Here is a 23,277-nt window from a genome sequence, read left to right on the forward strand (position 1 = left end):
TGCGCCCATCATAGGAATGCGGATCGTGCTGTGTGACGCACCAGGGGTGGTGAATCCGGGCGCACATCAGGTTCACCGGCCGTTTAGTCCGAATTGGCCTGATCAATCCCTGGTGGGGGAGCGCGGTGCGCTGACCGTGGTGCGGGGCGGACGGCGTTGCGAGGATGTCCGGACGATGAGCTCTGTCGGTATGACCTGCTCCAACGGTCCGTCGTGATCCACGCCTTCGATGGCGTCGATCAGGAGCTGGACCACCGCCGTGCCGATTCTGCGCGGCTTGAGCGAGAGCGTGGTGATGGGGGGCTCGGTCGTCGCGTACACGGTGGATTCGCTGCAGCAGACCAGCAGAAGGTCCTCGGGGACGCGCAGACCGTACCGGCGGGCGGCCGCCAGCAGATCGGTGCCGTTGGGGTCGAAGAGCCCGTAGACGGCGTCGGGCCTGTCCGGGCGGGCGAGCAGCCGGTCGGCGGCGACCGCGCCCGCGCACGGGTCGTGGGCGGGGTAGGACTCGTACACCGGCTCCTGGCCCACGCGCTCGCACCAATGAAGGTACGCGGTGGTGGAAAGGCGGGTGTACGTGTCGGTGGTGGTGCCGGTGAGCAGGCCGATGCGGCGGGCCCCGGCGGCGGCGAGATGGTCGAGGAGGTCGAGCACGGCGGCCCGGTGGTCGTTGTCGACCCAGGCGGTGACCGGAAGGGTTCCGGCCGGCCGGCCGTCCGAGACGACGGGCAGCCCTTGGCGTACGAGCTCCGTGACGACCGTGTCCTGGTCGGAGGGGTCGATCACGATGGTGCCGTCGAGAGCGACGTTCGACCAGACGTCGTGGCGTGAGGTGGCCGGCAGGATGACGAGGGCGTAGCCGCGGGCGAGCGCGGCGGAGGTGGCCGCTCTGGCCATCTCGGCGAAGTAGGCGAATTCGGTGAAGGTGAAAGGTTCGTCCCCGTAGGTCGTCACGGTCAGGCCGATGAGGCCGGACTTGCCGGTACGGAGGGTTCGGGCCGCGGCGGAAGGGCGGTAGCCCAGGCGCTCTGCGACCTCACGGACATGGCGGCGGGTGGCGTCCGGGAGCCTGCCCTTGCCGTTGAGCGCGTCGGAGACGGTCGTGATGGAGACTCCGGCGGCGGCGGCCACATCCCGGATTCCCGCTCGTCCTTGCCGGCCGCCGCGCCGGGGTGTCTTCGTCCGGCTCACCTGGTGCTTTCCTGCTGCTGTCATGGCGAGCCGATAGTAGGGCTCGGACGGGAGGTTGGCCTGGTCGCATATTCACTTGTTGACAGGCACGTTTCTGCATGATCATTAATTATCAAATGTCTTGCAAATCAAGGATGTTGGCGGGATCAACCGCAGTATGTCATGCATCGAACCCGATGGGCCTACTAAATGGTCGATGTCTTGAAGAGGTCTCATCTCACCTCATTGAGGGATGCGCGCCACGGAGTGAGCCACCGGCGCACGTCAGCGAGGGAAGCGCTCCCCCCATTCCCGGTCGCATCGGACGAGTGGACGCTCCGAACCATTCGCAGCAGCGCTCAATCCTCATAAGGTGAGCAGTATTGATGTGTACAGACGGTCGAGGAGGACCTGCGGTGAGCGAGACGAGCCCCAAGCTGCGCGCCGAGCTGGACGGCGTTCCCGCCTATGTACCGGGCAGGCCGGCTGCCGCCGGCGGACCGGTTGCGTTCAAGCTGTCCTCCAACGAGAACCCGTATCCGCCGTTGCCCGGGGTGATGGAGTCCGCCCTGGCCGCGGCTGCGAACTTCAATCGCTATCCGGACATGGCCTGCACCGGTCTGATGAACGAGCTGGCCGACCGTTTCGGTGTGCCCGTCTCGCACCTCGCCACCGGAACCGGCTCGGTCGGTGTGGCGCAACAGCTTCTTCAGGCCACCTCGGGCCCGGGCGACGAGGTCATCTACGCCTGGCGCTCCTTCGAGGCGTACCCGATCATCACGCAGGTCAGCGGTGCGACCTCGGTGAAGGTTCCGCTGACCGACGGTGAGGTGCACGACCTCGACGCGATGGCGGACGCGATCACGGACCGCACCCGGATGATCTTCGTCTGCAACCCGAACAACCCGACCGGCACCGTGGTGCGCCGGGCCGAGCTGGAGCGGTTCCTGGACCGCGTGCCGGGCGATGTCCTGGTGGTGCTCGACGAGGCGTACAAGGAGTTCATCCGCGACGTCGAGGTGCCGGACGGCATAGAGATCTACCGGGACCGGCCCAATGTGGCGGTGCTGCGGACGTTCTCCAAGGCGTACGGCCTGGCCGGTCTGCGGGTCGGTTTCGCCGTGGCCCACGAGCCGGTGGCGGCCGCGCTGCGCAAGACGGCGGTGCCGTTCGGGGTCAGTCAGCTCGCGCAGGACGCGGCGGTGGCCTCGCTGCGCGCCGAGGACGAACTCCTGGGGCGGGTCGGCTCCTTGGTGTGCGAGCGCGACCGGGTGCAGCGGACGCTGGCGGACCAGGGGTGGACCGTGCCGGAGTCCCAGGCGAACTTCGTCTGGCTGCGGCTCGGGGACCGTACCGCCGACTTTGCCGCGGTGTGCGAGCGGGCCGGCGTGGTGGTCAGGCCATTCGCGGGCGAGGGTGTGCGGGTCTCGATCGGGGAGGACGAGGCGAACGACCTGTTCCTGAAGGTGACGGAGTCGTACCGCAAGGAGCTGTAGAGCGGCGTAGGCCGCCTGCGCACGCCGGAAGGCCCAGGGCCCCGTACCTCGCTCGCCGAGGTGCGGGGCCTTTGCGTTCGCGGTCTGAGGGGTGGCCGGAATGCAGCGCTTCCCGGTTGTCTGCTTCGGGGGGGATTGATCGGAACATCCCAAGAGGGGCACCCCGCCCGAACGTCCCGAAAGTCCGTGCGTCATAATTGCTTGTGAATGTGAACGCGTTCACAAGCGTGTCTTATTTTCTCCCATGATTAGTCGGATTTATAGGGCAAACTGCCGGTGTGACTACGGCGACGTAAGGAGAAGACGACGTGGAGCTAGCTCTGGCGCCGGAAACCCTGGCGCGATGGCAGTTCGGTATCACCACCGTCTACCACTTCCTCTTCGTCCCACTGACGATCTCTCTCGCCGCGCTCACCGCCGGCCTGCAGACCGCCTGGGTGCGGACGAACAACGAGAAGTACCTCAGGGCGACGAAGTTCTGGGGCAAGCTCTTCCTGATCAACATCGCCATGGGCGTCGTCACCGGCATTGTCCAGGAGTTCCAGTTCGGTATGAACTGGTCCGACTACTCGCGGTTCGTCGGCGACATCTTCGGTGCCCCACTCGCGTTCGAGGCGCTGATCGCCTTCTTCTTCGAGTCAACGTTCATAGGGCTGTGGATCTTTGGCTGGGACAAGCTGCCGAAGAAGATCCATCTCGCCTGCATCTGGATGGTCTCCATCGGGACCATCCTGTCCGCGTACTTCATCCTGGCGGCCAACTCCTGGATGCAGCACCCGGTCGGCTATCGGATCAACAAGGAACGCGGCCGGGCCGAGCTCACCGACTTCTGGCACGTGCTCACCCAGAACACCGCGCTCGCCCAGTTCTTCCACACCGTCACCGCCGCCTTCCTGGTCGGAGGCGCGTTCGTGGTCGGCATCGCCGCCTTCCATCTGGCGCGCAAGAAGCACATCCCGGTGATGCGGACCTCGCTCCGGCTCGGACTGGTCACCGTGATCATCGCCGGACTTCTCACCGCCATCAGCGGTGACCAGCTCGGCAAGGTCATGTTCAAGCAGCAGCCGATGAAGATGGCCGCCGCCGAGGCGCTCTGGGAGGGGCAGAACTCGGCGCCCTTCTCGATCTTCGCGGTCGGCGATGTGGCCAAGGGCCACAACACCGTGGAGATCTCGATTCCGGGGATACTGTCCTTCCTCGCGGACGGCAGCTTCACCTCGTACGTCCCCGGCATCAACGACATCAACAAGGCCGAGCAGGAGAAGTTCGGCCCCGGTGACTACCGGCCCAACATCCCGGTCGCCTTCTGGAGCTTCCGCTGGATGATCGGCTTCGGGATGGCGTCGTTCGCCATCGGCATCCTCGGACTGTGGCTGACGCGGAAGAAGTTCATGCTGCCGCCGGGGCTGCGGACCGGTGAGGACGAAGTGCCCCATCTGGTCCTCTTCAAGAACAAGGCCCTCAGCCCGAAGTTCGCCAAGTGCTACTGGATCCTCGCGCTCTGGACACTGCTCTTCCCGCTGATCGCCAACTCCTGGGGCTGGATCTTCACCGAGATGGGCCGCCAGCCCTGGGTCGTCTACGGCGTGCTCCAGACCCGCGACGCGGTCTCCCCCGGCACCTCGCAGGCTGAGGTGCTCACCTCGATGATCGGCTTCACCCTGCTCTACGCCGCGCTCGCGGTGATCGAGGTCAAGCTGCTTGTGAAGTACATCAAGGCCGGACCGCCGGAGCTCACGGAGGCCGACCTCAACCCGCCCACCAAGATCGGCGGCGACGACCATGACGGCGCCGACCGGCCGATGGCCTTCTCCTACTGAGAGCAGAGGAGCTGCGAGATGGAACTCCACGACGTCTGGTTCGTACTCATCGCCGTCCTCTGGACCGGCTACTTCTTCCTGGAGGGATTCGACTTCGGGATCGGTATTCTCACCAAGCTGCTGGCCCGCGACCGGAAGGAGCGGAGGGTTCTGATCAATACGATCGGGCCCGTCTGGGACGGCAACGAGGTGTGGCTGCTCACTGCGGGCGGTGCGACCTTCGCCGCCTTCCCCGAGTGGTACGCCACCCTGTTCTCCGGTTTCTATCTGCCGCTGCTGATCATCCTGGTCTGCCTGATCGTGCGGGGCGTCGCCTTCGAGTACCGGTCGAAGCGTCCCGAGGAGAAGTGGCAGACCAACTGGGAACACGCGATCTTCTGGTCCTCGCTGATTCCGGCCCTGCTCTGGGGCGTGGCCTTCGGGAACATCGTGCGCGGCGTGAAGATCGACGCCGACATGGAGTATGTGGGCACCTTCTGGGACCTGCTCAACCCGTACGCCATCCTCGGCGGACTGGTCACGCTCACGCTCTTCATCTTCCACGGTGTCGTGTTCGCAGGGCTCAAGACCGTTGGGGACATCCGGGAGCGGGCGCGCAAGCTGGCGCTGAAGCTCGGGCCGGTCACCGCGGTGCTCGCACTCGGCTTCCTGATCTGGACCCAGATCGACAACGGCGACGGCTGGAGCCTGCTGGCGATGATCATCGCCGTGGTGGCGCTGGTCGGTGCGATAGGTGCGATCGCGGCGGGACGTGAGGGCTGGTCGTTCGCGCTCTCCGGCGTGACCATCGTGGGCGCGGTCGCGATGCTCTTCCTGACGCTCTTCCCGAACGTCATGCCGTCCTCGCTCAACGACGCCTGGAGCCTCACGGTCACCAACGCCTCGTCAACCCCGTACACGCTGAAGATCATGACCTGGTGCGCGGGGATCGCCACGCCGGTCGTCCTGCTCTACCAGGGCTGGACGTACTGGGTGTTCCGTAAGCGCATTGGTACGCAGCACATCGCCGAAGCGCACTGAACGCACCTGGGGCCTGTCCGACCCTGACCCGCCGGACAGGCCCTGGTCCGCCTACCGAGCTCACTGGGGCTGTTTCACGTGAAACCGATCGACCCGCGCCTGCTCCGTTACGCCCGCGCCACCCGCCTCTTCCTGGCAGCCGTGGTGGCACTCGGAGTTGTCGGGGCGGCGCTGGTCATCGCCCAGGCCATGCTCATCGCCGAAGTGGTGGTGGGCGGGTTCGAGGACGGACTGACCGTCTCCGGGCTGCGGACTCCGCTGATCCTGCTCGCGGCCGTCGCGGTCGGCCGGGGGCTGGTCTCCTGGCTGACCGAACTGGCTGCGTACCGGGCCAGCGCGGCGGTCAAGTCCGAACTCCGCGGGCGGCTGCTGGAGCGGGCCGCGGCGCTCGGGCCGGGCTGGCTGAGCGGGCAGCGCACCGGCTCCCTGGTGGCGCTCGCCACCCGTGGAGTCGACGCCCTCGACGACTACTTCGCGCGTTATCTGCCACAGCTCGGGCTCGCGGTGGTCGTCCCGGTGGCGGTCCTTGCCAGGATCGTCACCGAGGACTGGGTCTCGGCAGCGATCATCGTGGTCACGCTGCCGCTCATCCCGCTCTTCATGATCCTGATCGGCTGGGCCACCCAGTCGCGGATGGACCGCCAGTGGCGGCTGTTGTCCCGGCTCTCGGGGCACTTCCTCGACGTGGTCGCCGGACTGCCGACGCTGAAGGTCTTCGGCCGGGCCAAGGCACAGGCCGAATCCATCCGCACCATCACCTCGCAGTACCGGCAGGCCACGCTGCGGACGCTGCGGATCGCGTTTCTGTCGTCCTTCGCCCTGGAGCTGTTGGCGACACTGTCGGTGGCCCTCGTCGCCGTCACCATCGGCATGAGGCTCGTGCACGGCGAACTCGACCTCTACACCGGCTTGGTGGTGCTGATCCTGGCGCCCGAGGCCTATCTGCCGATCCGTCAGGTCGGCGCGCAGTACCACGCCGCCGCCGAGGGGCTCTCGGCCGCGGAGGAGATCTTCTCGGTCCTGGAGACCGAGCCCCGGCCGGGCGGTACGGAGGACATTCCGGAGTCGCTGCGGCTGGAGCTGGAGAAGGTGACCGTACGGCACGAAGGCCGTACCGAAGCTTCGCTGGACGGGGCCTCGTTGGTGGTGGACGAGGGGGAGACCGTTGCCCTGGTCGGCCCGAGTGGCGTCGGGAAGTCCACTCTGCTCGATGTGGTGCTGGGATTCACGGCACCCGACGAGGGGCGGGTACGGGTCGGCGGCGTCGATCTGGCGACGTTGGCACCCGAGCGCTGGCGGGAACGGATCGCCTGGGTGCCGCAGCGCCCGTATCTCTTCGCGGGCACGATCGCGGAGAACGTACGGCTGGCTCGGCCGGACGCGGACGAGGGCGCCGTGGTGGCGGCGCTGCGGGACGCGGGGGCGTACGACTTCGTGGCGGAACTGCCGGACGGCGCGCAGACGCTCCTCGGCGAGGACGGTGCGGGCCTCTCCGCCGGGCAGCGCCAGCGCCTCGCGCTCGCGCGGGCCTTCCTCGCCGACCGGCCGCTGCTGCTGCTCGACGAGCCGACGGCGAGCCTGGACGGCGAGACGGAAGCGGCCATCGTCGAGGCGGTACGGAGGCTGGCGGCGGGGCGTACCGTGCTGCTGGTCGTGCACCGCCCGGCACTGCTCTCGGTGGCCGACCGGGTGGTGACACTGGAACCGGGCGTGACACTTCGGCCGGAGAAGCACGAGGCGTCCGACACGGTGCCACGGCCGACGAACGCACCCGCCGACGAGAGTGATGCGGTGCCGGAGCCCGGGGCGCTGCGGGACACCGCGGCCCGCTCGGGTCAGGTACTGGCCCGGGTCAGGGAGGCCGCAGGGGCACAGCGCGGACAGCTGGCACTCGCGCTGCTGCTGGGAAGCCTCGCCCTGGGCTCGGCCGTCGGACTCATGGCCGTCTCCGGCTGGCTGATCTCCCGCGCCTCCGAGCAGCCCCCGGTGCTCTATCTGATGGTCGCCGTGACCGCGACCCGTGCCTTCGGTATCGGACGGGCCGTCTTCCGCTACGCCGAGCGTCTGGTGTCGCACGACGCCGTGCTCAAGATGCTCGCCGAGCTGCGCGTCGCGGTCTACCGAGGGCTGGAGCGCATCGCGCCGGCCGGTCTGCGCCGCACCCGGCGCGGGGACCTGCTCTCCCGGCTCGTCGCCGACGTCGACGCCTTGCAGGACTACTGGCTGCGCTGGCTGCTGCCTGCCGGGACCGCCGTCGTCGTAGGGGCGGCGACCGCCGGATTCATCGGCTGGCTGCTGCCTGCGGCAGGCCTTGTGCTGGCCGCCGGGCTGCTGCTGGCCGGAGCGGGAGTGCCGTTGATCAGCGGCGCCTGCTCCCGCCACGCGGAACGCCAACTGGCTCCCGCACGTGCCGATCTGGCCACCCGGATCACGGACCTGCTCGGCGGGACCGCCGAACTGACCGTTACGGGCGCCCTGCCCGCCCGCTCGGAGCGGACCCGGGAGGCCGACGGCGTCCTGACCCGCATCGCTTCCCGCGCGGCCACCGCCACTGCGCTCGGCGGCGGTCTCATCGCTCTGATCGGCGGCCTTACTGTCGTCGCCACCGCACTCGTCGCCCTGCCCGCCGTGCACGACGGGCGGCTTGCGGGCGTGGAACTCGCAGTGGTGGTACTCACGCCGCTGGCAGCCTTCGAGGCCGTGACCGGTCTGCCGCTCGCCGTGCAGTACCGGCAGCGGGTCAAGCGGAGTGCGGAGCGGGTGTACGAGGTGCTGGACGCCCCGCTGCCCGTGCGCGAACCCGGCAGCCCGGCCGAGACACCCGGATCGCCCTTCCCGCTGGAGGTACGGGGGCTGTCGGCCCGGTACGCGAGGGCGGAGCGGGACGCCCTGGACTCCGTCGACCTGAGGCTGACGGCCGGCCGGCGCATCGCTGTCGTCGGGCCCTCCGGCTCGGGGAAGACGACCCTCGCGCAGGTCCTGCTCCGCTTCCTGGACGCACGAGCGGGGACGTACCGGATCGGCGGTGTCGAGGCCTCCGCACTGGAGGGGGACACGGTCCGGCAGTTCGTCGGGCTGTGCGCTCAGGATGCCCATATCTTCGACAGTTCCATCCGGGAGAACCTCCGGCTGGCCCGTACCGGTGCGACGGACGAGGAACTGCGGGCCGCTCTCGACCGGGCACGGCTGCTCGACTGGGCCGAGGCGCTGCCCGACGGGCTCGACACCCTCGTCGGCGAATACGGCGCACGCCTCTCCGGCGGCCAGCGCCAGCGCCTCGCCCTGGCCCGGGCGATCCTCGCCGACTTTCCCGTACTCGTTCTGGACGAGCCCGCGGAACATCTCGACCTGGCGACCGCCGACGCCCTGACCGCGGACCTGCTGGCCGCCACCCGGGGGCGTACGACGGTACTGATCACCCACCGCCTCCAAGGGCTCGAAGCCGTCGATGAGGTGGTGGTGCTGGATGCGGGCCGGGTCGTGCAGCGGGGACCGTATGCCGATCTCGCCGCTGAGGAGGGGCCGTTGCGCCGGATGCTGGAGCGCGAGCGGGAGACCGTACGGGTGCCCGAGGCAGCCGTGGGCGTACAGGCATGAGCCGGGCGGCACGATAGCCGACTTTCTTCCGCAATAGGGACTAACTAGTCTCGGGGTATGCCAGAGCAGGACCCGAAGGACTCACTCGAAGCCGCGACACAGGCGACCCGCAGCCTGCAGGGCCTGTCCCCCGAACTCACCGCCCGGGTACCGCACCTGCTGGAAGCCATGCGTTCCGTCGGCACGGGCCTCGAACTGCACTCCACCCTGGACCGGATCTGCGAGACGGCGGCAGAACTCGCCCACTCCCGGTACGCCGCCATCGGCGTCGTGGACGAGGAGGGTGCGGGGCTCTCCGATTTCGTCACGTACGGCGTTTCGGACGAGGTGGCGCACGAGATTGGCCGCCGCCCCGACGGGCACCGGGGGCTGCTCGGTGCTCTGATCCACGACCCGGTACCGGTGAAGCTCGCCGATCTGACGGCCGATCCGAGGTTTGCCGGATTCCCGCCCGGCCATCCCCCGATGCGGAGCTTCCTCGGCGTTCCGATCCGGGTACAGGGAGAGATCTTCGGAAATCTCTATCTGGCCGAGAAGGACGACGGGGGCGAGTTCAACGACTACGACCTGCATATGGTGCGGGTGCTCGCCACGGAGGCCGGGATCGCCATCGGCAACGCCCGGCTGTACGAGGCAGCACGCCAGCGCGAGCGGTGGATCGACGGCTCGGTGGCCGTGACCACCGCCCTGCTGTCCGGCGGTGACGCCGATGACGCACTCTCCGTCGTCGCCGAGCAGGCCCGCCATCTCGCCGCGTCCGCTGCCGGGATCGTGCTGCTGCCGGCCGAGAAGGGCGGTCTGGAGATCGTCGCCGTCTCCGCGGACGACCCCTCCGCCCAGCTGGGGTTGATCATCGGGCCGGAGAGCCCGGTGGTTACGAAGCTGCTGGGCGGCGAGGCGGTCTTCGTGGACGACTCGGCCACCGATCCCCGCATGGTCACCACGCTGGCCCACCAGTTCGGCCCCAGCATGCTGCTGCCCCTGCACAGCGGCGGACGCGTGCTGGGCGCGCTCGCCACCCCCCGCGCCCGGGGCGAGAGGCCGTTCACGGAGACGGAACGGACCCTCGCCACCCAGTTCGCCTCGCAGGCCGCACTCGCGCTGATGATGGCCGAGGCGCAGCGGGACCGGGAGCGGCTCGCGGTGTACGAGGACCGTGACCGGATTGCCCGCGATCTGCACGATCTGGTCATCCAGCGGCTGTTCGCCACCGGGATGATGCTGGAGAGCGCGCAGCGCCGGTCGGTCGTGCCTGAGGTGCAGACGGGTGTCGGCCGCGCGGTCGACGAACTGGACGTGACCATCCAGGAGATCCGTACCGCGATCTTCGCACTGCAGCAGGAACCGGCAGAGGCGCCGTCCGGGCTGCGCACACGTGTGCTGCGCGAGATCAACATGGCAGCGGTCCCGCTGGGCTTCAAGCCCTCGCACCGCTTCCTCGGCCCGGTCGACTCGCTGGTCGGCGAGCTGACCGGCAAGAACCTGATCGCTGCGCTGCGAGAGGCGCTGTCCAATGCCTTCCGGCATGCCGACGCGTCGTTGATCGACGTGGTCGTCGATGCGACCGCCACGCTTCCCGACGGGAGGGACGCGGTGCGGCTGTCGGTCGCCGACGACGGGGTGGGCATACCGGAGGGCGGTCGGCGCAGCGGGCTGCGGAATCTGGCGCGCCGGGCGGAATCCCTCGGCGGTGCGAGCTGGTTCGGGCCCGGCATCGGGGAGGACGGGGGCGGCACGACGGTGGTGTGGGAGGCGCCGATCTGAGGGCAATCGGGCGCTCAGGGGCCCGGCCGGCGGGGGCGCTGTCGGGCGCGGGCCTCAGCGTGCCGCGTCGGGCGTCCGGCGCGCGGCGAGGATCCGCTCGATGACAACCGCGACGCCGTCGTCGCCGTTGGTGGCGGTCCGGCCGGAGGCGGCGGCGATTGCGGCCGGGTGGGCGTTGCCCATCGCGTATGACGTGCCCGCCCAGCGCAGCATCTCCACGTCGTTGGGCATGTCGCCGAAGGCGACGACCTCGGCGGGCGAGATGCCGCGCTCGGCGCAGCAGAGCGCCAGGGTACTGGCCTTGGAGACGCCGGGGCCGCTGACTTCCAGCAGGGCCGTGGGGCTGGACCGGGTGAAGGAGGCCCGGTGGCCGGCTGCCGTACGGGCCAGGGCGAGGAAGTCGTCCGGGGTCATTTCGGCGTGGTGGGCGAGGAGCTTCAGCACGGGGGTGCCGGTACCCGGCGTCTCCTGGTGGAGCAGCTTCTCGGCGATGGCGACGGTGGCACCCGGGTCCAGGTGGAAGGGCGGGTACGTCGGTTCGTAGTGGATGCCGGTGGTCAGTTCGACGGCGAAGGAGGTGCCGGGGGTGGCGGCGCGCAGCGTGTGCACGATGTCGAGGGCGATTTCGCGCTCCAGCGGGCGGACCTTGACCAGCTTGCCGTCCGCGTGCAGATCCGCGACTGCGGCGCCGTTCGCACAGATCGCCAGGCCGTGTCCGTGGACATGATCGCTGACGACATCCATCCAGCGGGCCGGGCGTCCGGTGACGAAGAAGACCTCGATACCGGCTTCCTCGGCGGCGGCGAGCGCGGCGACCGTACGGTCCGAGACGGTCTTGTCGTCGCGCAGCAGGGTGCCGTCCAGGTCGGTGGCGATCAGCCGGGGAGCGGCAGGCGAAGGCGAGTCGGTAGCTGAGGTCACGCGCCCATTCTCGCGTACGAAGGCGCACGGGCGTGCACAGGGGCGCACATATGAGATGCGCGCCTCTGACCAGGAGAACATGCCTGACGCGTATGCCAGCGATCCTGAGTGGTCGTGCCGGTCCGGTCGGAGGCCGAGCCGGGTCTGTCAGCGGCCGAGCTGGGCCAGGCCCTCGGTGGCGATGCGCTCGAAGACCTTCTCGTCCGCCGCGAAGTCGGAGTCCGGGATCGGTGAGTGAATCACGATCTCCGTGAAGCCCAGTGCGAAGTGGGTGCCCGCGAAATCCACGAAGGCGTCGAAGGACTGCAGTGGGCGGTCCGGCGTGAAACCGGTGAGAAGGATCTTGTCCAGCTCGGCGACATCCCGGCCGGTGGACTCGCAGGCCGTGCCCAGCTTGGTGAGCTGCCCGCGGATGGCCTCGACGGACTGTTCCGGGGTGCCCGCTTCGTACAGCTTCGGATCGCCCGTGGTGACCCAGGCCTGGCCGTACTGCGCGGCGAGCTTCATCCCGCGAGGCCCGGTGGCGGCCACTGCGAACGGCAGCCGGGGCCGCTGCACACAGCCGGGGATGTTCCGGGCCTCGTTCGCCGCGTAGAACCGGCCTTCGTACGTCACCGAGGGCTCCCGCAGCAGCTGGTCGAGCAGCGGTACGAACTCATCGAAGTGGTCGGCCCGCTCGCGCGGCGTCCACGCCTCCTCGTCGCTCCGGCGCAGCGTCGTGGCATCGAAACCGTTGCCGCCCGCGCCGATGCCGAGGGTGACGCGTCCGTCGGAGACGTCGTCCAGCGTGATGAGGTCCTTGGCGAGCGTGACGGGGTGCCGGAAGTTGGGGGAGGTGACGAGGGTGCCCAGGCGCAGCCGCTGGGTGGCGGCGGCCGCGGCGGTGAGGGTCGGCACCGCGCCGAACCACGGCCCGTCGCGGAAGGTCCGCCAGGTCAGATGGTCGTAGGTGTAGGCGGCGTGGAACCCCATCTCCTCGGCGCGCTGCCAGACCTTTTGGCCCTCGATCCAGCGGTGGATAGGCAGAATCACAGTGCTCAGACGCATGGCTACGACCTTACGGGTCCGAAAACCGGTGGGCCCGCCTTCGCGAGGCGCACCGGTTTTCGGTGGGACCGGCCGTGGGGTCAGTCGCGGAAACGCAGGAACGCGGGCGGTACGGCAGCGGTGAGCCAGACCCCGTTGGCGCTGACGTAGAAGGTGTGGCCCGCGCGGTGCATCGTGGCTGCGTCAACCGACAGGACGACGGGGCGGCCGCGCCTGGAGCCGACCCTGGTTGCCGTCTCGCGGTCGGGTGAGAGATGGACGTGCGTGCGGTCCATGGGGCGCAGGCCCTCGCTGCGGATCGCGTCCAGCGCGCGGCCCACCGTGCCGTGGTAGAGGTACGGGGGCGGCTCGGCCGGCGGGAGAGCGAGATCGACGGGGACGGTGTGGCCCTGGCTCGCACGAATGCGGCCGTCCTCGACGGCGAAGCGCTGCTTGTCGTTGACGGCGACGACGTGGTCGAGTTCGGCCCGGGTGATGGGGAAGCTGTTGCGGGCTGTGGCGCGCAGCAGTTCGTCGATCGTCACCCAGCCGTTGGCGTCGAGCGTGATTCCGATCCGCTCCGGCTGGTGCCGCAGGTGTTTCGAGAGGTACTTGGACACCTTCACGGTGTGTCTGTCGTCCATCCCGTCAGAGTGCTCGCGGCGGTTGCTCACGCGCATCCGGATTTCACCTCGATTCACTACAGCAATTTTATTCGCTGTAGCAATTTTTGTCCACAGGTTTGATCCACAGCCAACTTGACTTATCCACAGGCTAATTGGCGATTCTGTGGACAAGTCGTCGAGAAATCAGCCGCTTTGGGTAATACGCGTTACTTCATTGGTAGATGGTGTAAGTGCTTCCAATGTCCTTGTCTGCACCTCGCGTTCTGCAGCCGCCGCGACGAAGGCGGACACGTTCTCCGGACCAACCAGCCGTTGTACGGAGCGGATGGTCTCCGGTGGCAGATTCACCTGGCGCATCGCTGATATCGAGGTTTCCGAGGTGAGCGGGGTGTCAGCACCGAGGTGGTGCTGCAAATGCCGGGTGGCGAACGTCCGCATCGCACGCGCCAGTTCGGCGTCGACCGTCTGCTGAGCGAGCGGACGTAGCCTGCGCACCATGGCGGCCGCTTCCGCCGCGTCCGAGTCCGTGGGCGGGCGTTGATCGAGATAGCGCGCGAAGACGTGCTCCGTGGTGAACTCCAGGAAGCGCGAGGCGATCTGCTCGACCTGACCGCGAAGTTCCCTCAGGTGTCCCGAGCTTGCACTGAGTGGTACACCTGCTGCGTACAGCTCAACGGCCACTGCAAGCTCTTGAGGGCTCGGAACCAGGAACTCGTCGTCCCGGCCCGGGATGCGTTCGAGTACGCCGAGCTCCACCGCCTCGGCGACCGCCTCGTCGTCCGGGCTGCCGCCGAACTTGGTGTTCAGCTCGGCCAGGGTGATCCGGTCGGCCTGCTCGTCCGTCCAGGGGCCGTGCACCTCGGCGACGAGCCCGAGCACCCCGCCCAGACCGCGGCCCGTGTCCCAGGCCTCCAGGAGTTCCTTGATGCTGGCCAGGGTGTAGCCGCGATCCAGCAGATCGGCGATCTGCCGGAGCCGGGCGAGGTGGGTGTCCCGGTACACATTGGCCCGGCCGCGCCGTTCCGGCGTCGGCAGCAGACCGCGGTCCTGGTAGGCGCGGATCGTACGGACCGTGGCACCGCTCGCATGCGCCAGGTCCTCGATCCGGTACTCGTCGGCGGATCGGCCGGTCACCGCCGACGGCTGCCCGGGGCCGCTCACAGCGGCGGCTTCAGCCGGGCGATCCCGCGCAGCGCACCGGGGCTGAACCGGGACAGGAACCGGGCGCCGCGGGCCTCCGGTGTCACTGGCACGACGGCCTGGTTGCGCACCACCGCCTTGAGGATCGCTTCGGCGACCCTCTCCGGCGGATAGTTGCGCAGCCCGTACAACCGGCTGGTCCGCTTCTGCAGCCGTTTCTCCTCCGCGGCGTCGGCACCCGCGAAGTGCGTTGTCGCGGTGATGTTCGTGTTGACGATGCCGGGACAGATCGCGCTGACCCCGATCGACCGGTCGGCGAGCTCGGCTCGCAGACACTCGCTGAGCATCAGCACGGCCGCCTTGGAGGTGCTGTACGCGGGCAACGCCCGGGAAGGCTGATAGGCGGCGGCGGAAGCCGTGTTGACGATATGGCCGCCCTGGCCGCGTTCGGCCATCTGCTTGCCGAAGATCCGGCAGCCGTGGATGACTCCCCACAGATTGACATCGAGGACGTTCTTCCAGTCCTCGCTCGTGGTCTCCAGGAAGGAGCCGGCCAGACCGATCCCTGCGTTGTTGACCAGGACATCGACGATGCCGTATTCGGTGGCGACCTTCTCGGCGAGCTTCTCCATCGCCTGTTCGTCGCTGACGTCGACCGCTTCGCCCCAGGCTGCCGGGGAGCCGATCAGCCGGGCTATCTCCGCCGTCCTGGCCGCCTCCTCCCCGTCCCGGTCCACGGCCACCACCCGTGCGCCCGCCTCGGCGAAGGCGAAAACGGTGGCCCGCCCGATGCCGCCTGCCGCGCCCGTCACAAGGACCAGCTGTCCGCCGAAGCGGTCCGCGTACGCCCCGGTCGGCGCGGTGTTCTGCATCGGCCGGCCGTCCGCCTGCGCCGCCTCGTTGACTGCGGCGAACTCACTGATCCAGGAGGCGAGCCGGTCCGGTCTGGTGCGCGGCACCCAGTGCTTGCCCGGCAGGGAGCGGCGTACCAACTGCGGGACCCACAGGTCCAGTTGGTCGTACAGCTTCTCCGACAGGAAGATGTCGCCGGTAGGCGTGATCAGCTGGACCGGTACATGCGCGTAGGCGTCGGTACGGGGTCTGCGCAGCCGGGCCCGGACGTTGTCGCGGTAGAGCCAGGCGCCGTGCGCCGCATCGTTGGGCAGGGAGGGTGTCGGATAGTCGCCGGCGGGCACCTTCTCCAGTCGCCGGAGAATCCGGGGCCACTGCTTGCCGAGCGGGCCGCGCCAGGCGAGCTCGGGCAGGACCGGCGTATGCAGCATGTAGACGTACCAGGACTTGACACCCTGGCCGAGCAACTGGCCGACCCGGCGCGGGGTGGGCCGGGTCATCCGCTGCTTGATCCAGTGCCCGAAATGGTCCAGGGAAGGCCCGGACAACGAGGTGAACGAGGCGATCCGGCCCTCGGTCCGCTTGACCGTGACGAACTCCCAGGACTGGACCGACCCCCAGTCGTGCCCGACCAGATGCACCGGCCGGTCCGGGCTCACCGCGTCGGCGACGGCCAGGAAGTCATCGGTGAGCTTCTCCAGGGTGAAGCCGCCCCGCAGTGGCGCCGGCGCTGTGGACCGACCGTGCCCGCGTACGTCGTACAGCACGACGTGCCACTGGTCGGCCAGCTGCCTGGCCACGTCCGTCCAGACTTCCTTGCTGTCCGGGTAGCCGTGCACGAGGACGATCGTCGGCCGTCCCTCGTCGCCCAACTCGGCGACACACAGCTCGATTCCGCCCGTACGCACCCGGCGCTCGCGCGCTCCCGGCAGACTCTGCAGACTCATGCCGCCACCCTCTCCTCGGCCCAGCGCCGCACATGCGGCAGATCGTCGTCCAGCCAGAAGGCGTTCTGTTCGGGGTCCTTGGAGTCGGTGACCCCCAGGATCTTCTCGAACTTGGCGCCCGTACCCCGGAATCCGAGGTGGGGTTCGACCGCCCACTGGGCGAAGGGGAGGTGGAACCAGTCCCGCACCCCGCGCTCGCGCAGCCAGTCGCGCTGCATGCAGGCGGCCTCGCGCTCGGTCACCCCCGGCGTGAGCCGGGCGGCGACCGCCTCGGCGCAGTCGTACGCGAGGCGTTGTACTTCCCTGAACCCCCGCAGCTCCGGGGCCTGTGCGTCCTTCACTGCCGAGGCCATGCCACCGTCTCCCGCCGTGTGCGGTACGTGTCCGTAACGTGACACTGATGAATGTGACAATGTCCGGCGACTGCGTCAAGAGGTGCGCGGAGACCTGTGGACAACTCGGGGAGGCCCTTCCCCCGACCTCCGGGCTCCTCCTCCGTGGTGGCCCCCTACGGGTCCGTACGCCTGGAGTCTGATGCGGATCCAGCCGCCAGGGCTGACGACCGGTGTGGTCCGCGCCACTATCTTCGAAGGCGTGACTGTGATCGCGACCGAAAGCCTGAGCAAGCGGTTCCCCCGGGTGACCGCGCTTGACCGGCTCTCCTTGGACATCGGACCCGGTGTGACCGGCCTGGTGGGTTCCAATGGAGCCGGCAAGTCCACATTGATCAAGATCCTGCTGGGTCTGTCCCCTGCCACCGAAGGCCGGGCCGCGGTGCTCGGACTCGACGTCGCCACCCATGGCGCCGTCATCCGGGAACGGGTCGGCTACATGCCCGAGCACGACTGTCTGCCGCCGGACGTCTCGGCCACCGAGTTCGTCGTCCACATGGCGCGGATGTCCGGACTGCCGCCGACGGCAGCGCGCGAGCGCACCGCCGACACGCTGCGCCACGTCGGTCTGTACGAGGAGCGCTACCGCCCCATCGGCGGCTACTCGACCGGCATGAAGCAGCGCGTGAAACTGGCCCAGGCACTGGTCCACGACCCGCAGCTGGTCCTGCTCGACGAGCCGACCAACGGCCTCGACCCGGTCGGCCGCGACGATATGCTCGGGCTGATCCGCCGCGTATACACGGACTTCGGCATCTCGGTCCTGGTCACCTCGCACCTCCTGGGCGAGCTGGAACGCACCTGCGACCATGTCGTCGTCATCGATGGCGGCACACTTCTGCGTTCCAGCTCCACCAGCGACTTCACGCAGATCACCACGACCCTCGCGGTCGAGGTGACCGACAGCGACACCCACCCGGACGGCACCGACGCGCTGCGTGAGGTCCTCACCCGGGCCGGCGTCAAGCTCGTGGGCCACGACGGTCTCGACGGGCAGGGGCTGCCCGGTGCGGGCCACATCCTGCTGGTCGAGGCGACCGGCGAGGAGACGTACGACATCGTGCGCGACACCGTTGCCGGGCTCGGGCTCGGTCTCGTACGGATGGAGCAGCGTCGCCACCACATTGCCGAGGTCTTCCGTACCGAAGAGGCACCGCAGGCCGCAGCCGTGGCGCAGACCGTGTCCGCGGTCGGCGGGGTCGTACAGCAGAAGGGGAGCGGTCGTGATGAGCACTGAGACCGGAGCCGTGAGCGGGAGCGAGACCTCCCGGATCCACAACATCGGGTATCGCTCCTACGACGGCACGCGGCTGGGCCGCAGCTATGCGCGGCGCTCGCTGTACTCGCAGTCTCTGCGGGGTTCCTTCGGACTGGGGCGTTCCGCGAAGTCCAAGGTGCTGCCGATGCTGCTGTGCGGTGTGATGTGCATGATCTCGGCGATCATCGTCGCGGTCGCCATCGCCGCACCCGGGATCACGGCTCTGCCGATGAAGTACACGTCGTTCGCGATCTATCTTCAGGCCGTCATCGGCCTGTTCCTCGCCGCGCAGGCGCCGCAGTCGGTCTCCCGTGACCTGCGCTTCAAGAGCGTGCCGCTGTACTTCTCGCGGCCGATCGAGCGGGTTGACTATGTCGTCGCGAAGCTCGCGGCCATGGCGTCCGCGCTCTTCATTCTCACCGGGGCGCCGCTCGTCATCCTCTATGTGGGCGCACTGCTCGCGAAGTTCGACTTCGCCGAGCAGACCAAGGGGTTCGGACAGGGGCTGGTGTCGGTGGCGCTGCTCTCCGTGCTCTTCGCCGGACTGGGCCTGGTGATGGCCGCGCTGACGCCGCGCCGCGGCTTCGGTGTTGCCGCGGTGATCGCCGTACTGACCATCTCCTACGGCGCGGTCTCCACGATCCAGGCCATTGCCTGGCAGACGGGTTCGGAGGGGGCCATCGAGTGGCTGGGGCTGTTCTCCCCCATCACGCTGATCGCCGGTGTACAGACCGCGTTCCTCGGAGCCAGTTCGGCCTTCCCCGGAGGGGAAGGCCCGGGGGCGGGGACCGGCGTGGTCTATCTGATCGTTGTTCTCGCGCTCGTCGCCGGCTCGTACGCCGTACTGATGCACCGCTACCGGAGGGTCGGGCTGTGACCACCATCGAGATCGACCACACCTCGCGCTGGTTCGGCAATGTGGTCGCCGTCAACGACGTGAGCATGACGGTGGGCCCGGGCGTCACCGGGCTGCTCGGCCCCAACGGCGCGGGAAAGTCCACGCTGATCAACATGATGGCCGGTTTCCTCGCTCCGTCGACTGGCACGGTCACGCTCGACGGCCGGCCGATCTGGCGCAACGAAGCGGTGTACAAGGAGATCGGGATCGTGCCGGAACGGGAAGGGATGTACGACTTCCTGACCGGCCGCGAGTTCGTCGTCGCCAATGCGGAACTGCAGGGACTCGGCGATGCGGCGGCGCAGAAGGCGCTGGCCACGGTCGAGATGGAGTACGCGCAGGACCGCAAGATCTCGACGTACAGCAAAGGCATGCGCCAGCGCGTGAAGATGGCGTCCGCCCTGGTTCACGAACCCTCGGTGCTGCTGCTCGACGAGCCGTTCAACGGGATGGACCCGCGCCAGCGGATGCAGCTGATGGCGCTGCTGCGGCAGATGGGGGCGGAGGGCCGTACCGTGCTCTTCTCCTCGCACATCCTCGAAGAGGTCGAACAACTCGCCTCGCACATCGAGGTGATCGTGGCGGGACGGCACGCGGCGTCCGGTGACTTCCGGAAGATCCGCCGGCTGATGACGGACCGTCCGCACCGCTATCTCGTGCGTTCCAGCGACGACCGCGCCCTCGCTGCCGCGCTCATCGCCGACCCGTCGACCGCCGGTATCGAGGTGGACCTGGGCGAACAGGCCCTGCTTATCCAGGCCGTCGACTTCGGACGCTTCACCGAGTTGCTGCCCAAGGTCGCACGTGAGCACGGAATTCGCCTTCTGACCGTTTCGCCGTCCGACGAGTCCCTCGAATCGGTCTTTTCCTATCTCGTAGCGGCCTGAGTAGTGGCCTGAAAGGAGCTGTGACGTCATGTACGACCCCACAGTCGCCCGGCTCACCTACCGGGCTCTGCTCGGTCGGCGCCGGGCCGCCATCCTGTTCGTCCTGCCGGCCCTGCTGTTGATCATCGCCGTGGCGGTACGGACGTTCGCCGGGGCCGATGACCAGGTGGCCTCGGATGTGCTGGGCGGTTTCGCCATCGCCACGATGGTGCCGCTGATCGGTGTGATCGCCGGAACCGGAGCCATCGGTCCCGAGATCGACGACGGATCGATCGTCTATCTGCTGGCCAAGCCGGTGAAGCGGCCGACGATCATCTTCACCAAGCTGATCGTGGCCATCGCCGTGACGATGGTCTTCTGCGCACTGCCCACGCTGGTCGCGGGGCTGATCCTCAACGGCAACGGCCAGCAGATCGCGGTGGCGTACACCATCGCGGCACTGGTCGCCTCGATCGCGTACAGCGCGCTGTTCCTGCTGCTGGGCACCGTCAGCCGGCACGCGGTCGTGTTCGGCCTCGTCTACGCGCTGGTGTGGGAGGCCCTGTTCGGCAGCATGGTGCCGGGGGCACGCACGCTCAGCGTTCAGCAGTGGTCCCTCGCGGTGGCCGAGAAGGTCGGCGGGGCGGGCACGATCACCTCCGAAGTCGGGCTGCCGGTCGCCACGGTCCTGCTGGCGGCGGTCACGGTGGTGGCGACCTGGTACGCGGGGCAGAAGCTGCGCACACTGAAGCTCGCGGGCGAGGAGTGATCGGGGGGTCTTCCCCTGATACGCCCTCCATGCTCCGCCTTTGATCACTCCGCCCAACCCTCGTCAACCCTCGCCTCTTGGGCGGGGGTTGACGTATTTCGGACAGTAGTACGCGTAGCTGTACGAAAAATGGGTGGCACCCAAAGACCGCCCCGGGCACAGTGGTCGGTGAAGCACGCGCCGACATCGGTGCAAGCTGCGCCGACAGGAACGCCACACGCCGACATGTACGCCACAGGCCGGGAGAGGAGCGCGACGATGACCGAGAGTCCGAGTCCGTCGAGTTCCCAGCAGGGCGGGCCCGAGCCGGCACCGGAGTAGTCACCGACGATTCCGCCGTGCCGCTCGGAGCAGGACGCCCGGGGCGGCCTTGTCTGCGCATCGCGCGGCCGCCCTCACGGAGGATTGGCCGAGTGGTAAGGCAGCGGCTTGCTAAGCCGTCGTCGGGGCCGTAGACCCCGCGCGCGTTCGATCCGCGCATCCTCCGCCGCAGCAGACACGCTGACCCGCATGACCGAGCAGCTCTTCCCACTGCCCCGCTGCCCGTACGGGTACGGCTGGACCAGCCGTACCCGCCGCTCCGCCTCGTGCCCGTGCGACTAGAGCAGCTGTTCCAGCACCACAGCGATGCCGTCGTCCTCGTTGGACGTGGTGATCTCCTGGGCCACGGCCTTCAGATCTGCATGCGCATTGGCCATCGCCACACCCCGTTGCGCCCAGGCGAACATCGGGATGTCGTTCGGCATGTCACCGAAGGCCAGTGTGTCCGCGGCCTTCACCCCCAGCCGGCGCGCGGCCAGTGAGAGCCCGGTCGCCTTGGACAGCCCCAGCGGCAGGATCTCCACCACACCCGGACCGGCCATGACCACGTCCACCAGGTTGCCGACGGCCGATCGCGCGGCACTCGCCAGTGCGTCGTCGTCGAGATCGGGATGCTGGATGTAGACCTTGTTCAGGGGGGCCGACCACATCTCGGCCGGGTCCTCCGCGAAGACAGCCGGAAGCGGCCCTTCCTGTACGCGGTAGCCGGGGCCGACCAGCACTTCGCCGTCGAGCCCGTCGCGGCTCGCCGCGAGTGCCAGCGGACCGACCTCGGCCTCGACCTTGGACAGCGCGAGACCGGCGAGCTGCCGGTCCAGCGTCAGCGAGGTCAGCAGTTTGTGCTCACCCGCGTGGTAGACCTGCGCGCCCTGACCGCAGACCGCGAGCCCCTCGTAACCCAGGTCGTCCAGGATGTGCCGGGTCCACGGGACAGCGCGACCGGTGACGATGATGTGCGCGGCACCGGCCGCGGTGACCGCGGCCAGTGCCTCACGGGTGCGTTCGGAGACCGTGTCGTCGTTACGCAGCAGCGTGCCGTCGAGATCGGTCGCGATGAGCTTGTACGGAAAGGTCACTTGGCGACCGGCTCCAGAACCTCGCGCCCGCCCAGGTACGGCCGGAGCACCTCGGGCACCCTTACGGAGCCGTCGGCCAGCTGGTGGTTCTCCAGGATCGCCACGATCGTGCGCGGTACGGCGCACAGCGTGCCGTTCAGCGTGGCCAGCGGCTGGACCTTCTTACCGTCGCGCATCCGGACGGACAGACGGCGCGCCTGGAAACCGTCGCAGTTCGAAGCGGACGTCAGCTCGCGGTACTTGCCCTGCGTCGGGATCCACGCCTCGCAGTCGAACTTCCGAGAGGCCGAGGCCCCCAGGTCGCCGGTGGCGACATCGATCACCTGGAAGGGCAGTTCAAGAGCGGTGAGCCACTGCTTCTCCCAGTCCAGGAGCCTGCGGTGCTCGGCCTCGGCGTCCGCCGGGTCGACGTACGAGAACATCTCGACCTTGTCGAACTGGTGGACACGGAAGATTCCCCGAGTGTCCTTGCCGTACGTACCGGCCTCGCGGCGGAAGCACGGCGAGAAGCCCGCGTACCGCAGCGGCAGCTTGTCGGCCTCGATGATCTCGTCCATGTGGTACGCGGCGAGCGGGACCTCGGAGGTGCCGACCAGGTAGAAGTCGTCCTTCGCCAGGTGGTACACGTTCTCCGCGGCCTGACCGAGGAAGCCGGTGCCCTCCATGGCGCGCGGGCGGACCAGCGCCGGTGTCATCATCGGGACGAAGCCGGCCTCGGTGGCCTGCGCGATCGCCGCGTTGACGAGGGCGAGCTCCAGCAGCGCGCCGACACCCGTCAGGTAGTAGAACCGCGAACCGGAGACCTTGGCGCCACGCTCCATGTCGATGGCGCCGAGCTTTTCGCCGAGCTCCAGGTGGTCCTTGGGCTCGAAGCCCTCAGCCCCGAAGTCACGGATCGTGCCGTGCGTCTCCAGGACGACGAAGTCCTCCTCGCCACCGACCGGCACGTCCTCGTGGACGATGTTGCCGAGCTGGAGCAACAGGCTCTTGGCCTCGGCGTCGGCCTTGTCCTGCGCCGCGTCGGCCGCCTTGACATCGGCCTTCAGCTGCTCGGCCTTCTTGAGGAGCTCGGCGCGCTCCTCGGGCGAAGCCTTGGGGATGAGTTTGCCGAGCGATTTCTGCTCGGAGCGGAGTTCGTCGAAGTGGACGCCGGACGACCTGCGACGCTCGTCGGCGGAGAGAAGGGCGTCAACTAGCGCGACGTCCTCTCCACGGGCGCGCTGGGAGGCGCGAACACGGTCGGGGTCCTCACGGAGCAGGCGAAGGTCAATCACCCCTCCAGGCTACCGGTGTGCGCTTCTCCGGCTCGAACCGATAT

18 protein-coding genes and 1 tRNA gene are annotated in these 23,277 nt (G+C 68.6%); 10 read left to right on the forward strand and 9 right to left on the reverse strand.

Annotated features, from left to right (window positions below):
- Window positions 1-102 precede the first annotated feature (102 nt).
- The gene (locus ABTZ94_RS03650) at window positions 103-1,215 is read right to left on the reverse strand and encodes a LacI family DNA-binding transcriptional regulator (protein WP_351197092.1); all 1,113 of its coding nucleotides are present in this window, start codon (window positions 1,213-1,215) and stop codon (window positions 103-105) included.
- Between the two features lie 371 nt (window positions 1,216-1,586).
- Here ABTZ94_RS03650 and hisC point away from each other — a divergent pair, with 371 nt between their 5' ends.
- The 5 genes from hisC to ABTZ94_RS03675 all read left to right on the forward strand — a co-directional run bounded on the left by hisC (window position 1,587) and on the right by ABTZ94_RS03675 (window position 10,867).
- Entirely contained in the window at window positions 1,587-2,666 is a 1,080-nt protein-coding gene (gene hisC / locus ABTZ94_RS03655) for a histidinol-phosphate transaminase (RefSeq protein WP_351197094.1), read from the forward strand.
- Window positions 2,667-2,974: 308 nt separating this feature from the next.
- Entirely contained in the window at window positions 2,975-4,486 is a 1,512-nt protein-coding gene (locus tag ABTZ94_RS03660; RefSeq protein WP_351197096.1) for a cytochrome ubiquinol oxidase subunit I, read from the forward strand.
- 18 nt (window positions 4,487-4,504) lie between these two features.
- Window positions 4,505-5,506 carry a cytochrome d ubiquinol oxidase subunit II gene (gene cydB / locus ABTZ94_RS03665; RefSeq protein ID WP_351197098.1) on the forward strand — a complete coding sequence of 334 codons (1,002 nt, stop codon included), beginning with the start codon at window positions 4,505-4,507 and terminating at the stop codon, window positions 5,504-5,506.
- A 78-nt stretch (window positions 5,507-5,584) separates the two neighbouring features.
- Window positions 5,585-9,103: a thiol reductant ABC exporter subunit CydD gene (cydD, locus tag ABTZ94_RS03670; protein ID WP_351197100.1), complete on the forward strand. Its 3,519-nt coding sequence runs from the start codon at window positions 5,585-5,587 to the stop codon at window positions 9,101-9,103.
- Window positions 9,104-9,160: 57 nt separating this feature from the next.
- Window positions 9,161-10,867: a GAF domain-containing sensor histidine kinase gene (locus tag ABTZ94_RS03675; RefSeq protein ID WP_351197102.1), complete on the forward strand. Its 1,707-nt coding sequence runs from the start codon at window positions 9,161-9,163 to the stop codon at window positions 10,865-10,867.
- Window positions 10,868-10,921: 54 nt separating this feature from the next.
- Here the strand turns inward: ABTZ94_RS03675 and ABTZ94_RS03680 are convergent, their stop codons facing one another.
- From ABTZ94_RS03680 to ABTZ94_RS03705, 6 genes are all read right to left on the reverse strand, one after another.
- Window positions 10,922-11,788, reverse strand: coding sequence for a Cof-type HAD-IIB family hydrolase (locus ABTZ94_RS03680; protein ID WP_351197104.1), 867 nt, complete (start codon window positions 11,786-11,788; stop codon window positions 10,922-10,924).
- A gap of 147 nt (window positions 11,789-11,935) precedes the next feature.
- Entirely contained in the window at window positions 11,936-12,835 is a 900-nt protein-coding gene (locus tag ABTZ94_RS03685) for an LLM class flavin-dependent oxidoreductase (RefSeq protein WP_351197106.1), read from the reverse strand.
- An 80-nt stretch (window positions 12,836-12,915) separates the two neighbouring features.
- Complete coding sequence (locus tag ABTZ94_RS03690) at window positions 12,916-13,458, reverse strand: RNA 2'-phosphotransferase (RefSeq protein WP_351197108.1); 543 nt, start codon at window positions 13,456-13,458, stop codon at window positions 12,916-12,918.
- A 165-nt stretch (window positions 13,459-13,623) separates the two neighbouring features.
- Entirely contained in the window at window positions 13,624-14,574 is a 951-nt protein-coding gene (locus ABTZ94_RS03695) for a MerR family transcriptional regulator (RefSeq protein WP_351197110.1), read from the reverse strand.
- 23 nt (window positions 14,575-14,597) lie between these two features.
- Window positions 14,598-16,379 (reverse strand): SDR family oxidoreductase, encoded by a 1,782-nt coding sequence (locus ABTZ94_RS03700; protein ID WP_351197112.1) that lies wholly within the window; start codon window positions 16,377-16,379, stop codon window positions 14,598-14,600.
- Window positions 16,376-16,732 carry a hypothetical protein gene (locus ABTZ94_RS03705; RefSeq protein ID WP_351197114.1) on the reverse strand — a complete coding sequence of 119 codons (357 nt, stop codon included), beginning with the start codon at window positions 16,730-16,732 and terminating at the stop codon, window positions 16,376-16,378. Before ABTZ94_RS03705 ends, ABTZ94_RS03700 begins: the two co-directional genes overlap by 4 nt.
- 286 nt (window positions 16,733-17,018) lie before the next feature.
- Between ABTZ94_RS03705 and ABTZ94_RS03710 the strand changes: the two genes are divergently transcribed.
- The 5 genes from ABTZ94_RS03710 to ABTZ94_RS03730 all read left to right on the forward strand — a co-directional run bounded on the left by ABTZ94_RS03710 (window position 17,019) and on the right by ABTZ94_RS03730 (window position 21,049).
- Window positions 17,019-18,008 (forward strand): ABC transporter ATP-binding protein, encoded by a 990-nt coding sequence (locus ABTZ94_RS03710; RefSeq protein ID WP_351197178.1) that lies wholly within the window; start codon window positions 17,019-17,021, stop codon window positions 18,006-18,008.
- Window positions 17,998-18,906: an ABC transporter permease gene (locus tag ABTZ94_RS03715; RefSeq protein ID WP_351197116.1), complete on the forward strand. Its 909-nt coding sequence runs from the start codon at window positions 17,998-18,000 to the stop codon at window positions 18,904-18,906. The genes ABTZ94_RS03710 and ABTZ94_RS03715 overlap by 11 nt, the downstream gene beginning before the upstream one ends.
- Entirely contained in the window at window positions 18,903-19,814 is a 912-nt protein-coding gene (locus tag ABTZ94_RS03720; protein ID WP_351197118.1) for an ABC transporter ATP-binding protein, read from the forward strand. The genes ABTZ94_RS03715 and ABTZ94_RS03720 overlap by 4 nt, the downstream gene beginning before the upstream one ends.
- A 28-nt stretch (window positions 19,815-19,842) precedes the next feature.
- Complete coding sequence (locus ABTZ94_RS03725; protein ID WP_351197120.1) at window positions 19,843-20,562, forward strand: ABC transporter permease; 720 nt, start codon at window positions 19,843-19,845, stop codon at window positions 20,560-20,562.
- Window positions 20,563-20,961: 399 nt separating this feature from the next.
- Window positions 20,962-21,049, forward strand: a tRNA-Ser gene (locus ABTZ94_RS03730).
- 112 nt (window positions 21,050-21,161) lie between these two features.
- Here ABTZ94_RS03730 and ABTZ94_RS03735 read toward each other — a convergent pair.
- Window positions 21,162-21,959 carry an HAD family hydrolase gene (locus ABTZ94_RS03735; protein ID WP_351197122.1) on the reverse strand — a complete coding sequence of 266 codons (798 nt, stop codon included), beginning with the start codon at window positions 21,957-21,959 and terminating at the stop codon, window positions 21,162-21,164.
- The gene (gene serS / locus ABTZ94_RS03740) at window positions 21,956-23,233 is read right to left on the reverse strand and encodes a serine--tRNA ligase (RefSeq protein ID WP_351197124.1); all 1,278 of its coding nucleotides are present in this window, start codon (window positions 23,231-23,233) and stop codon (window positions 21,956-21,958) included. Before serS ends, ABTZ94_RS03735 begins: the two co-directional genes overlap by 4 nt.
- Window positions 23,234-23,277 lie beyond the last annotated feature (44 nt).

Origin of the sequence: Streptomyces sp. NPDC002785, from assembly GCF_040295565.1 — a bacterium.
GTDB lineage: Bacteria > Actinomycetota > Actinomycetes > Streptomycetales > Streptomycetaceae > Streptomyces.